This is a genomic window from Enterococcus sp. OL5 (assembly GCF_006491895.1).
In the GTDB taxonomy this organism is placed as follows: domain Bacteria; phylum Bacillota; class Bacilli; order Lactobacillales; family Enterococcaceae; genus Enterococcus_D; species Enterococcus_D innesii.
The window spans coordinates 127,902-141,976 of record NZ_VHIL01000008.1 but is presented as its reverse complement, the minus strand read 5'-3'; the positions used below and the strand labels follow the sequence as shown (position 1 = coordinate 141,976).

The following is a 14,075-nucleotide window of genomic DNA, read 5'->3' as shown; positions in this document are numbered from 1 at the left end:
GCTTCTTTGTATTATGGAGGAGTAAATGGAACTTTTTGATGTGGACAAATACCAATTACCAAAGGATATGGACATAGAGTGGGAAATCACGAAAAAGAGATTTAGTGTTTTTCTGTCAGAGTATAAAAATATACGGGAGAAAGTCGGTATTCCTGCTACGCCGAGAATTCAAGAAACTTATTCAGTGATGCATAGAGAAAATATTTCACCTGAAGTACTGAATGATCCATTGTATAAAGAATTCGAGTACTTACACAGACTCTTTATAAAAGGATATCTGTCAATCAATCATCCTTATAAAACTGAGATTACTGATCGACGGAGAAAAATATTTTTACTCAGATATTTTTACGGCTTATCAATATCATTAGTCAGCGAGAGAATTCATTATCAGAAGAATATCATTTTGATTGACTCAAAAAATTCGCTCATTCAGTTTACGTCTGCAATCCAGTTACTTGAACAAAAGCAAGAGTAGTCCTATAGCAGAAACAAAAATCTAAACCTTTCTGAGGCTTTTGAATGCCATTCTCTCAACCGCTTTTTAACTATACTTATTTTACAAGCTTGAATACAAGAACACAGCTGTGGGAAAGAATAAGGAATGAAACAATCGAAACAACTAATTTTTATAGATTTATTCTCAGGTGTAGGCGGTTTTCGGATGGGAATGGAAAAAGCAGGACATAAATGTGTCGGCTTTTGTGAAATTGACAAATATGCCAGACAAAGTTATAAAGCGATCTTTAATACGGAAAACGAGGTGGAAATGCTTGATATTACGAGGATCTCATACGACGCTATTCGAGGATTCGGACGTGTGGACGTCATCACGGGAGGATTTCCTTGCGTGCGATGCGTTCCTAATTGAAAAGGTTAGGCACCGAATTATTTAAGAACGCAAATGTGTTCAGTTCAGTAGAACTGATGATTCAAATGGTGGAATGAAGGGCTAACAACCTGAAACGCCTACCCTGAGATTACCCTGTGCAAAATTGTGGGTAATCATAGTGATGTACAAAGCGCGTTAAAGTCGGCAGAGAGTTGCCCAAACAAAGAAAAAATTATTTTCAGATGTGGAAAGTTGTCCAGAGGTGGATGACGCAACCTATATGCGGGGGGGCTAAAAACTATCTATGGCTAGTATGTAATGACAATTACTAAGCGAATGTCCGTATGTACGGGTTTAGAGAATTCAGGTAATAGAAATGTTATCACCATTATTTGTGGTGTGTGTGAGGTCTAGTAAAATTGCATGGTATGAAAAACCTTGTAACGTTAAAGGCGTTACCAAGCACACAGCCTCAGAGGGCAAACCTAAAGATAGAAATTTATAGATTGAATCATTGGAACGCAGTAAGTTGAGGACGTGGAGTGATTACACACGATGAAGCGGTAATAGGGAAAACAAACTTGTATAACCTAATTTTATCTGAAGGAAAGCGGAGCCACAGTACCGATGAAATCATGGAAACATGATGGAGGGATAGGCTCTAGTCGACAGTCTTAAATAAACAATTCAACACACATATATTCAAAGGTTCGAGTACGACTAAGAAAGGCAAAGTATTCTGAAAAGGAGAACTGCCGACTTTGACAACTGAGAAAACAACTAAAAAGCAAAAACTAAGAAATGCTGAGTATTATGACTTTCAGATGAATCAAGACGAACTTTATAGACAGAGTAAAGATGGGAAATATTTAGTGGATATTATCTCGTCTGAGCAAAATATAAAATTAGCCTTTCGAAACATTAAGAGAAACAGAGGAAGTCATACAGCTGGTGTTGATAATAAAAATATCGAGGATCTTGCCAAATGGCAAGACGAGGCGCTAATCAAGCCTGTGAAACGTAAGTTTCAATGGTACGAACCTCAAGCTGTACGTAGGGTTCAAATACCAAAGTCAAATGATTCGACTAAAAAGAGACCATTAGGAATCCCAACAATTATGGATAGACTTATCCAACAATGTATTCTTCAAATCCTGGAGCCGATATGTGAGGCTAAATTTTATAATAAAAATAATGGATTCCGACCTAATCGCAGTTGCGAACATGCTTTAGCTCAGGTTGAAAAAAATATGCAACTATCCAAATTGCATTTCGTCGTGGATATAGACATCAAAGGTTTCTTTGACAATGTGAATCATGGGAAGTTATTAAAACAGATGTGGACGCTAGGGATTCGAGATAAAAAGCTCATTAGTATACTCTCAGCAATGTTAAAAGCAGAAATTGCTGATATAGGATTTCCTGAAAAGGTTCTCCACAGGGCTCCATCATTTCACCATTATTGTCGAATGTTGTTTTAAATGAACTAGATTGGTGGATTTCAAGCCAATGGGAAACAATATCAACACGAAAAGAGTATAAACAGTATAAGGGAAACTCAGGTGGGCGTCTTCAAGCACTGAAAAAGACGAATCTTAAAGAATGTCGGTCAGTACGGTATGCCAATGATTTTAAAATCTTTTGTCGTAAGAAAAAAGATGCGGAAAAAATCTTTATTGCCGCAGAGAAATGGTTGAAAGATAGATTAAGCCTATCTATCAGTCCTGAGAAATCTAAAATTGTGAATCTTAAGAAAGAATACTCTGAGTTTTTAGGATTCAAATTGAAGGTTATTAGAAATGGAAATTATCCTAATGGGAAACCACGCTTTGTAATGAGGTCTCATTTATCAAAAAAGGCAATGAAAAAGATTTATATCAAGGCAAAACGTCGAATCAGCGACTTGCAGAAGCCTTCTGACAAGCAAGAAAGTTATAAAGCGGTACAAAATTATAGCTCGTTTGTCTTAGGCGTTCATAATTACTACTCAATGGCAACACATGCTAGCTTAGATTTTGCAAAAATAGCCTTTCCTATCGGAAAGATCCTAAGAGGAAGATTACAAGGGAATTTATCAAAAGAAAGAGGAATTTGTAGCGAAATTATTGGAAAGAAATATGGAAAGAGCAAGCAATTAGCTTATGTTTATGGATTTGCGTTAATTCCTATTAGCTATGTCCAACACAAAAACCCACTGGATAAAAAACTAGAAATTAATCAGTATACTCCAAAGGGTCGGATGTTAATTCATAAGCAACTAGGACAAACGATTAATCCTGATCTATTAAAATACCTTATGCTAAATCCAATCAAAGGAAAAAGTATCGAGTATAACGATAACCGCCTGTCACTTTTCTGTGCACAGAAAGGAAAATGTGCGATTACAAGTAGCGAGCTAACGATTGGTAACATGCACTGTCACCACAAATTGCCTCTAAAATTAGGCGGGAATGATGGATACAATAATCTGGTTTTTGTGACAATTGACTCTCATAAGCTGATCCATGCTTTAAATCCTGTTCTAATTTCTGAATTGCTACAAAACCTAAATCTATCAGCAACGCACTTAGGAAAAATTAATGTGTTGCGAAATCAGATAAATCTTCCAAGTATTAAATAATTTTCAAAGTTGAAGATGTGTATATGAATTTAATGAAAAACTGTCGAATGAAAGTCGTGTGAAGTGAAAGTCTCACGCACGGTTTGGAGCGGGGAGAAATCTGGAAATGACCTCAAAAGATTACCTATTGCTATCTCCACCTGAAGAAGACGCGGGGACCGGGATGGTAGCCACCAACGCGGTGAAAGAACGCACTGGGAACGTTTCGGCCGGGACCTCTGCTTCTGCGATGATTGTCTTGGAAAAACCATTGACTGCGGTACATACAGAAATTGATCTGGTGACGACTCCAGCAGGCTTATTGGTAGGGATGGTTCACACTAACAACTGTACTTCTGAGATTAATGCTTGGGAAACTCTTCCGGGAATTTGCCGATTTGACTGGTATAGAAATCGACACTAACGAAATGTTCGCCAAACTCTTCAATGCGGCATTAGAAGGGGATGCCGAATGCGGTGACCTCTTGTCTTATGGTTATTATTCCGGGGAAAATATCACCAAGATGCCAGAAGGACGACCATTGTTTGTCCGCTCACCAGAAAGTAACTTCAGCTTAGCAAACTTTATGCGTCTGCACCTCTTCACCACATTTGGGGCGATGAAGATTGGTATGGATATTTTGCAAAAAGAAGAAAAAGTGGAAATCGACTCCATTGTGGGTCACGGTGGGATTTTCAAAACGCCAGTTGTTGGCCAACGGGTCTTAGCAGCGGTGATGAATGCCCCGGTCACGGTGATGGAAACTGCCGGTGAAGGTGGTGCTTGGGGGATTGCCCTTTTAGCAGCTTATCCTGTTAACCACGGAAATGAAGAAAGCCTTGATAACTACTTGGCAAATCAAGTTTTTGCCAATGACCAGGGGACTACCATTGCCCCAGCTGCAGAAGATGTGGCTGACTTTGATGAATACGTAAAACGCTACGCCAATGGATTGCCAATTGAAAAAGCAGCCATTGACCATTTGATTTAATTAAAGAAAGGAAGCGTCGTTGATGTTAGAAGCGTTAAAAGAAAAAGTCTTTAAAGCGAATTTGGCTCTACCCAAGCATGGCCTAGTGAAATACACTTGGGGCAATGTTTCTGAAGTAGACCGCGAATCAGGCCTGTTTGTCATTAAACCTAGTGGCGTAGACTATGAAACTATGCAAGCGTCTGATATGGTGGTTTGTGATATAGATGGCAATGTGGTAGAAGGTGAATTGAATCCTTCTTCTGATACGCCAACTCATGTGGTTTTGTCCGAAGCTTTCCCTGAAATCGGTGGGATTGTCCACACGCACTCCACTTACGCCACAGCCTGGGCCCAAGCCGGTATTGACGTACCGGCAATGGGAACGACTCACGCGGATACCTTTTATGGTGGCGTACCTTGTGCCTGCTTTTTGACCCAAGAAGAAATCGACAAAGGTTATGAAGAATATACCGGTCATGTTATTGTGGAAACTTTTAACGAGCGGGGCTTGAAACCACTTGAAGTTCCTGGGGTTTTACTTCACGGCCATGCACCATTTACTTGGGGCATAGATGCAGATGCTGCTGTGATGAATGCGGTGGTTTTAGATGAAGTTTGTCATACCAATTATATGGCTCGACAACTCAATACCTTCGCCCCTGAATTACCGCAACGAATCTTGGATAAACACTATCTTCGCAAACATGGAGCCAATGCTTACTATGGTCAAAATGGTCAAAGTCATTGATTGGCTAGATCAGGCAAAACCTAGATTTAAAGGATTAATGGTGGGAGACTTTTCTAAAGATCAGTCCACTTACCATCAAATAAAATGTTTAAAGGAGCGAAACTCATCATGGAATTAGGCAAAAAAGAATTTTGGCTGGTGGTTGGTTCTCAACACTTGTACGGACCAGAAGCATTAGAAGAAGTAAAAAAAGACGCGCAAGCAATTTGCGATGGTTTAAACGAAAGTGGTAAATTGCCTTACCCAATCGTCTTACAAGATTTGGCAGTAACTGCTGACGCGATTACCCAAATTATGAAAGAAGTCAACTACTGGGATGAAGTAGCCGGTGTCATCACTTGGATGCATACCTTCTCACCAGCTAAAATGTGGATTCGCGGTACCAAAATGTTGCAAAAACCATTGCTCCACTTGGCTACTCAATTTAACGAAAGTATTCCTTGGAGTACCATCGACATGGACTTCATGAACTTGAATCAAAGTGCTCATGGTGACCAGGAATACGGATTTATCAATGCTCGCTTGAAGAAAAACAACAAAATTGTTGTGGGCTACTGGAAAAATGCTGAAGTACAAGAAGACATCGCTGCTTGGATGGATGTAGCTGTGGCTTACAATGAAAGCTTCAATATTAAAGTGGCTCGTTTTGGAGACAACATGCGTAATGTTGGCGTTACTGAAGGGGACAAAGTCGAAGCCCAAATTCAATTTGGCTGGACAGTGGATTACTTCGGGATTGGCGACTTGGTTCAATATGTGGACGCGGTTACCGCTGAAGAAGTGGATGCTTTGTTTGCTGAATACAAAGACTTGTATGATTTTGAATATGGTGATTATGACCATGAGATTTGGGAAGCCCATGTGAAAGTCCAAGCCAAACAAGAAATCGGAATTCGCCGTTTCTTAGAAGTATGCGGCTACAATGCTTTCACTACCAACTTTGAAGACTTGTACGGTATGCAACAATTACCAGGTTTGGCTGTTCAACGATTGATGGCTGAGGGGATTGGGTTTGCAGGGGAAGGTGACTGGAAAACTGCAGCGATTGATCGTTTGATGAAAGTCATGGCTCGTGGGGAAAACACTGGCTTTATGGAAGACTACACCTATGAAATGGCAGCAGGTAAAGAAGCTATTCTGCAATCTCATATGATGGAAGTTGACCCAACTCTAGCTGTTAATAAACCGAAAATTGTCGTCTCTCCATTGTCTATGGGGGATCGGGAAGACCCAGCACGTTTGGTCTTTGACGGAAAAGCTGGCGCTGGTGTGGTCGTTTCCATGGTAGACTTTGGCACCCATTACAAACTTTTGATTAATGAAGTGGATGCTTTTGAACCAACGGAAGCAGCACCTAAATTGCCAGTGGCTCGGGTGATGTGGACACCACGTCCTGATTTCAAACAAGGAATCCATGCTTGGATTGAAGCGGGTGGTGGGCATCACACGGTAGTTTCTTTGAATCTAACAGCAGATCAAATTGAAACTTGGGCCAAGATGGTGAACTTGGAGTTCGTCACGATTAAGTAAGCGTGGCAAAATTTGATTAAAGAATGATTCTCGGCTTTTGCTAAAACAAGCTTGATGCAAAGCCGAGCATCATTTTGAGATATTAAAGGTAAAATATACTATTTGATAATCTTGTAGAAATTTTTTTGCAAGCATTTAAGTAATTTTTACTACAAACAAAAAAGGAGCGAATCAACCAATGACAGTGAACTATGATTCCAAAGAGTATTTAGCAAAAGTCGATGCCTGGTGGCGGGCAGCCAACTATATTTCAGTTGCGCAAATGTATTTGAAAGACAACACGTTGCTGACTAGAGAAATTTCAGAAGGGGATTTGAAAATCCATCCCATCGGCCACTGGGGTACGATTGCTGGGCAAAACTTCATTTACGCTCATTTGAACCGTGTCATCAATAAATTTGACTTGAACATGTTCTATTTAGAAGGACCTGGTCACGGTGGACAAGTAATGGTTTCAAACTCTTATGTTGACGGTAGTTATTCTGAAATCTACCCCGAAGCAAGTCAAGACGAAGAAGGCTTGAAACACTTGTGTAAGATTTTCTCATTTCCTGGGGGGATTGCTTCCCACGCAGCCCCTGAAACACCGGGTTCTATTCACGAAGGTGGCGAATTAGGGTATACTTTGTTTCACGCGACTGGTGCAATCTTGGACAACCCAGATGTAATCGCCGCAGCGGTTATCGGCGATGGGGAAGCGAAAACGGGCCCATTAGCTGGTTCTTGGTTCTCAAACTCTTTTATCAATCCAGTCAATGATGGGGCTGTTTTGCCAATCTTGTACTTGAATGGCGGGAAAATCTCTAACCCAACGATTTTGGAACGTAAATCTGACGAAGACTTGCAAAAATACTTTGAAGGGATGGGCTGGTCGTCATTGTTTGTCGGTGGCACCAATCCCGAAAAAGTTCACCCAGCAATGGCGCAAACAATGGATACAGCCATCACCATGATTAAAGATATTCAAGCCAAAGCTCGTGCTGGTAAAGCGGAAGATGCGACAATCGCTAACTGGCCAGTAATCGTTTGCCGCACACCAAAAGGCTGGACGGGTCCTAAAACTTGGGCTGGTGAACCAATCGAAGGTGGTTTCCGGGCTCACCAAGTGCCAATCCCAGTCGATGCCCATTATATGGAACACGTAGACGCTTTGGTAGACTGGATGAAATCTTACCGGCCAGAAGAATTGTTTGACGAAAATGGTACCTTGAAAGACTCCGTGCGAGAAATCTCTCCAAAAGGGGATAAGCGGATGTCCATGAATCCAATCACCAACGGCGGTATTGAGCCAAAATCAATGAAGATCACGGACTGGAAACAACATGCCATTGATACTTCTAATCCGGGTGTCATTGAAGCGCAAGATATGACGGAATTTGCGAAGTTTGCCAAAGACTTGATTGTAGAAAATCCAGATAACTTTCGGATTTTTGGCCCAGATGAAACCAAATCAAACCTTATGGCAGAAATTTTCGAAGTGACGAACCGTCAATGGATGGAAGCGTAAAAACCAGAATACGATGAATGGATTGCCCCGGTTGGTCAGGTAATTGACTCCCAATTATCCGACCACCAATTTGAAGGGTTCTTGGAAGGCTACGTCTTGACTGGTCGTCATGGTTTCTTCGGATCATATGAAGCCTTCTTGCGAGTGGCTGACTCGATGATTACACAACACTTCAAATGGTTACGGAAAGCCGCAGACCATAAGTGGCGGAAACCATATCCTTCATTGAACTTGATTGCGACTTCAACTGTTTTCCAACAAGACCATAATGGCTATACTCACCAAAATCCTAGCTTGTTGACGCATCTATCTGAGAAAAAACCAGAATTCATCCGGGAATACTTGCCAGCAGATGCCAACTCTTTGATGGCGGTCATGGCAGAAGCCTTGAGCTCTGAAGAACGTATTAACTTGATCGTTTCTTCTAAACACCCACGTCCACAATTTTACTCTGCGGAAGAAGCCGAAGTATTGGTTAGTGAAGGCTTAAAAATTATTGACTGGGCTTCTACCGATGGTGACGATGAACCTGATTTGGTGATTGCGGCAGCGGGTACGGAACCAAACTTGGAAGCATTAGCGGCTGTTTCATTGTTGAACAAAGAATTTCCAGAGATGAAGATTCGCTTTATCAATGTGGTGGACTTGTTGAAATTGCGTCATCCGTCTCAAGACCCTCGTGGCTTAACTGATGAAGAATTCGATGCGTACTTCACCGCCAATAAACCATTCGTCTTTGCTTTCCATGGCTATGAAGGCTTAGTTCGAGATATCTTCTTCAAACGTCGTAATCACAATTTGATGATCCATGGCTAATCGAGAAAATGGTGATATCACAATACCATTCGACATGCGGGTCTTCTCTGAAATGGATCGTTTCCACTTAGCACAAGATGGTGCTTTGGCTGTCAAGGGAGAAGCTGCCGCTGAATTTGCTCAAAAGATGACCGATACTGTTAACTACCAGCACGACTACATTCGCGCTAATGGTGTGGATATTGACGAAGTTGTTAACTGGAAATGGGAAGCTTTAAACAAATAATCTCAATACTAGCAATTCAGACTGAATAGTTCGGTGTGTGATATTACTGAGAACCACTTAAGTCAGTTCTCTATGAGAGGGGGCACTGATAGACCAATTCGGTAGCCTCTCTATTTTTTGTAGTGGAAGAACGGATAAACACTAGAACTGTAAGACTGCAAGATAAGAAAGGATAAACGAAATGAAACCTGGACTTGAGAAGATGATTGCCGGTGAGATGTATCATCAAACGCCGGAGCTTTTAGAAGTGCGCTTTAAGACCCGTGATTTATTGTATGAATACAAATCTTGAGGGCTTACCGAAATAGCTCAGTCGATTTGGCTGATATTAAAGAAGCGGTGGCACTGACCTTGCATCAAGGTACCCAAAATGAGGCTGTAGTTGCAGCTTCTCATTGGGGAGCATTGCTAATGGGAAACTATGACCAATAAATGATTTTGAATGCAGCTTCTGTCGTAACTTTGCGACAGAAGCTGTTTTTAGATGGAGGAATAGGGGAGTTGCAAAGGATTCTGAACTGGCATAGTTTTTGCTTACTAACTTAAGAGGAGACTGATTGAAAGAATAGGAGTTAATTATGAGAGAAATTCAACGTTATCAAATCAATGAGACAACGATTATCTATTATGAAAATCCGAATGGTGGGTGTGAGTGGATCATTGTTCCCAGTGAAAAAGTCGCAGAGGTCGTTTTACCAATTCGCCAAAAAGTAGATTCTTTGATTCAAGTAAAAGTGACCGGCGATGATTACCCTAAAGGCTTTGTTACCGGGACTTCTATGCGCAATAGTGGTACGGTGCAACAGCTAGTTTATGAAAGTCAGTCTGCCAAGGAAAATGAGGAAACATGGCAGATTATCACCAATCTTCGAGATCAAAAGAACAATTACTACCAACATTATGCACTTGTTGACAAGCAAACGGGTGTGATTGAAACTTTTACCAAATTTGGCAATCAAAGTGGTCAAGTTCAACAGTTGGAAATGTTGAGTAGCTTTTCTTTGTCCTGTTTATCGCCTTTTTATGAGGAAAATCAAGTGGGCAATCTATTCTTGACTCGCTATCGCAGTAAATGGTCCTTTGAAGGTCGCAAAGAAAAACGAGCTATTGAGGAATTTCAATTGGAACCCTCATGGAAACCTTCTGGGGCTGGGGTAGAAAAATTTGGACAAGTAGGTTCCATGCCGGTTCGAGGTTGGTTTCCCACGGTTGCCTTAAGCGATGAACAAGCAGGTGTTAGTTGGGCGGCGCGGTTGGCGCATCCTGGTTCTTGGCAAATGGAAGCCTATTGCTTGGATGAAGACTTGTGTTTGTCTGGTGGAATAGCCGACCGGGATTTTGGTAGTTGGACGAAAAAAATTGCGCCGGGAGAAAGTTTTGAAACTCCTCATGCTTATTTAGTCGTCTGTCTGGGGAATGAAGTGACTTGTGGCAATCAATTAAATCATTTTTTCACGAATGAATTAAATAAAATCAGTCATGAAGACGAACAATTACCGATTTTATTTAATGAGTTTTGTACAACTTGGGGGAAACCTTCAGAAGAATCTGTTTTGGCAGCATTACCCATTTTACAAGAGCACGATATTGATTACTATGTGATTGATGCAGGCTGGTATGCAGATGCCAAAAAAGGTTGGGAACAAAATATGGGAGATTGGCTTGTTAATGCTGAGCAATTCCCTCGAGGTATAAAACCGGTCATCCAGGCGATTCAAGCAGCTGGTATGGTACCGGGCATTTGGTTCGAATTTGAAACTGTCGGTCGGGATGCGCAAGTATTTTCCGAAACAGAGCATTTGCTGAAAAAAGACGGCTATCCAATCACGACTGGAGGCCGCCGTTTTTGGCAGATGAATGATCCTTGGGTTCGCCATTATCTAGAAGAAAAAGTGATTCAATTCTTGGAAGACAATCAAATAGGTTATATAAAGATTGATTACAACGATAACTTTGGCGCGGGCTTTGACGCTGAGGAGTCTTTAGGAGAAGCGAATCGCCAACAATTGGCAGGAAGTCAAGCTTTCTTTGACCGCATTCGCAATAAACTCCCTCGATTAATTATGGAAAACTGTTCTTCTGGGGGCCATCGACTAGAACCTTCTTTTCTAATACGGACGGATTTGTCTTCTTTTTCTGATGCCCATGAAGCTTGGTGCATTCCAATCATTGGCGGAAACCTGCACGAACTAATCCCGCCGGTCCAAAGTCTAATGTGGGCAGTCATTCGTCAAGCAGACTCCTTACAGCGAATTCAGTACATCCTTAGTGCCAATTTCTTAGGACGGCTTTGTCTATCTGGGGATATCCAAGAACTTTCTTGTGAACAGTGGCAAGTCATTGATGACGGGATTGCCTTTTATCGACGAGTGGCTACTATCATTAAAGACGGAAGTAGTGAACGCTATGGAAATCCCGTTTTATCCTACCGTAAACCTGCTGGCTCCCAAGCTGTGCTACGCTATGGCAGAACGAATAAGGAAGTTCTGTTGGTTGTGCATAGTTTTCAAGCAGCCAAACCTTTACTGATACCATTTTCTCAGGAATATCGCTTGGAACAACAATATGGAGCGGGTGTCACACTCCAAAGAAAAGGGGCTCTTTTGCAAGTCGATTTTACAGAGGATTTCCAAGGGGCAGCCTTCTTATTTGTCAAGGAGGAAGAAGATGATTGAATTTAATCAAGCAACACAACAGTTTCATTTTTTTTCCCAAAATGATCAGTTCACGCTAGGAATCTTACCTAGTGGCCACTTGGCTTTTTACTATTTTGGAGAAAAACTGGGAAATGTTGACTTAAGTTATGTGGTCACAGAGATTCAACGGGCGAGTTATCTAGCAGATACCGACTGCATTAAAGACTTTAAATTGGAACAACTTCCTTTAGTATATCCAGCTTTTGGTAATCCTGATTTACGAACACCAGCTTTTGAGGTGGAACTTGCAGACGGTTCGCGGTTGTCCGACTTACGTTATCAAAAGCATCAAATTAGTACGAAGAAGGAAATTAAGGGATTGCCTACCACGCTTCACGAAAGCGCCCAATCCTTACAGCTTGTTTTATACGATTGTGTGGCTCAAATGGAAGTCACTTTGATCATTAGTATTTTTCCCGAGCATGATGTGTTTACCCAGCACGTTCGGATTGAAAATCAAGGAATAACAGAGGTACAAATCGAGCGCTGCATGAGTGTCAATCTAGATTTTCTTTCAGATAATTATGACCTGTTAACGTTAGGGGGAGCATGGGGAAGAGAAACCCATCTAAACCGGCGCAAAGTGACCCAAGGATTTCAAGGAGTGGATAGTAAGCGGGGAGCCAGTGGTCACGGACAAAACCCTTTTATTGGGCTATTAGCACCAGACTGTCAGGAGAACCACGGGGAGCTTTATGGGCTCAACCTAGTTTATAGTGGGAATTTCTTGGCCTCAGCAGAAGTGGATATGCATCAAAATACCCGTTTACAAATCGGGATTAACCCTTTCGCATTTTCTTGGGCATTGGCTCCCGGTGCTTATTTTGAAACGCCAGAGGTAGTCATGGTTCATACTTGTGGTGGACTAAATGAACTGTCTTTGCGTTATCACCGCTTTTACCAAGAGTGTCTATTGCCTAAGAAATTTGCTAAAAAAGAACGACCAATTCTAATGAATAACTGGGAAGCTACTTATTTTGATTTTGATAAAGAAAAGATTTTAGCCCTAGCGACGACTGGCAAAGAGTTGGGGATGGAGCTGTTTGTCTTAGATGATGGCTGGTTTGGCCAACGGAATAATGATGATTCTTCCTTGGGGGACTGGACACCAAATGAGGAGAAACTAGGAGGCAGTTTGGCAGAATTAATTCAAGCTATTTGCCACTTAGGTTTGGACTTTGGGTTATGGATTGAACCGGAAATGGTTTCGCCAAAGAGCCATTTGTTCCAAGCGCACCCTGATTGGATTATCCGTGTGGCGCAACGAGAACCCCAGCAAGTCCGTCATCAGTATGTTTTGGATTTATCTCGGGTAGAAGTTCAGGATTATTTGATTGAAGTTTTAACAAAATTATTGACAGAAAACCAAATTAGCTACGTGAAATGGGACATGAATCGAAATATTACAGACGCGGGAAGTCGAGGCTTATCACCAAATCATCAACAAGAGTTGGGTCATCGTTATATAGTGGGCTTGTATCGGATTTTGGCTACAATTACTGAGCGTTTTTCTGAACTTTTGTTGGAGACTTGTGCTGGTGGTGGAGGACGCTTTGATCCTGGGATGTTGGCCTATAGTGCACAAATTTGGACCTCAGATGATACTGATGCCATCGAACGGCTCGCAATTCAAGAAGGGACCTCGCTATTGTATCCCCAAGCGACCATGAGTTGTCACGTATCGGCGGTACCAAATCATCAAGTTGGTCGCATCACCAGTTTAAAAACCCGAGGAATCGTCGCTCAGCAAGGAAACTTTGGTTATGAGTTGGATCTTTTAGCCTTGTCAGAAGCAGAAAAAATAGAAATTAGCCGCCAAATTTCTGAGTACAAAGCCTATCGTCGAACAATGCAGCTGGGACGACTAGTTCGTTTAGCGGTCTATGATGCTACAAATGAACATGGCTGGCAGCAAGAAGATGAAGACTATTTGATTCTCAATCACGTGTTTGTTCTGGCAAAGGCCAATACCGTACCCAAGCGGCTGAAAGCAATCAACTTAGAAAACAATGCTCGCTACCAATTAGTTGACAGTCAACGTTTTTTTACCGGAGCCGAGTTAATGTCAATTGGACTTAGCATTCCCAAACCGACAACAGACTTTGCTAGTACCCGCTGGATTTTAAGAAAGTTAGAGGAATGAACTA

Annotated in this window: 7 protein-coding genes and 4 pseudogenes; all 11 read left to right on the top strand. The window is 41.6% G+C overall.

Translation table 11 applies throughout. The annotated features are described in order from the left end of the window. Nucleotides 1–25: 25 nt before the first annotated feature. Nucleotides 26–478, top strand: coding sequence for a transcriptional regulator (locus FJU10_RS11015; protein WP_140965922.1), 453 nt, complete (start codon nucleotides 26–28; stop codon nucleotides 476–478). Nucleotides 479–604: 126 nt separating this feature from the next. Then, a pseudogene (locus FJU10_RS11010) lies at nucleotides 605–850 on the top strand (DNA cytosine methyltransferase); the annotation flags it as partial. A gap of 806 nt (nucleotides 851–1,656) precedes the next feature. Further along, a pseudogene (gene ltrA / locus FJU10_RS19830) lies at nucleotides 1,657–3,452 on the top strand (group II intron reverse transcriptase/maturase). A gap of 136 nt (nucleotides 3,453–3,588) precedes the next feature. Beyond that, a pseudogene (locus tag FJU10_RS11000) lies at nucleotides 3,589–4,423 on the top strand (FGGY-family carbohydrate kinase); the annotation flags it as partial. Nucleotides 4,424–4,445: 22 nt separating this feature from the next. Continuing rightward, a complete protein-coding gene (locus FJU10_RS10995) occupies nucleotides 4,446–5,153 on the top strand; it encodes an L-ribulose-5-phosphate 4-epimerase (protein WP_140965920.1) in 708 nt (235 codons plus the stop codon). Between the two features lie 108 nt (nucleotides 5,154–5,261). Next, nucleotides 5,262–6,683 carry an L-arabinose isomerase gene (araA, locus tag FJU10_RS10990; RefSeq protein ID WP_411268838.1) on the top strand — a complete coding sequence of 474 codons (1,422 nt, stop codon included), beginning with the start codon at nucleotides 5,262–5,264 and terminating at the stop codon, nucleotides 6,681–6,683. A 178-nt stretch (nucleotides 6,684–6,861) separates the two neighbouring features. Beyond that, a pseudogene (locus FJU10_RS10985) lies at nucleotides 6,862–9,232 on the top strand (phosphoketolase). A 181-nt stretch (nucleotides 9,233–9,413) separates the two neighbouring features. Further along, nucleotides 9,414–9,524: a maltose acetyltransferase domain-containing protein gene (locus FJU10_RS10980; protein WP_140965919.1), complete on the top strand. Its 111-nt coding sequence runs from the start codon at nucleotides 9,414–9,416 to the stop codon at nucleotides 9,522–9,524. Beyond that, entirely contained in the window at nucleotides 9,521–9,664 is a 144-nt protein-coding gene (locus FJU10_RS19070; protein ID WP_189372305.1) for a hypothetical protein, read from the top strand. The genes FJU10_RS10980 and FJU10_RS19070 overlap by 4 nt, the downstream gene beginning before the upstream one ends. 146 nt (nucleotides 9,665–9,810) lie before the next feature. Beyond that, nucleotides 9,811–11,907, top strand: a complete 2,097-nt coding sequence (locus FJU10_RS10975) for a glycoside hydrolase family 36 protein (protein WP_140965918.1) — start codon at nucleotides 9,811–9,813, stop codon at nucleotides 11,905–11,907. Continuing rightward, nucleotides 11,900–14,071: an alpha-galactosidase gene (locus FJU10_RS10970; protein WP_140965917.1), complete on the top strand. Its 2,172-nt coding sequence runs from the start codon at nucleotides 11,900–11,902 to the stop codon at nucleotides 14,069–14,071. The genes FJU10_RS10975 and FJU10_RS10970 overlap by 8 nt, the downstream gene beginning before the upstream one ends. Nucleotides 14,072–14,075: the final 4 nt, after the last annotated feature.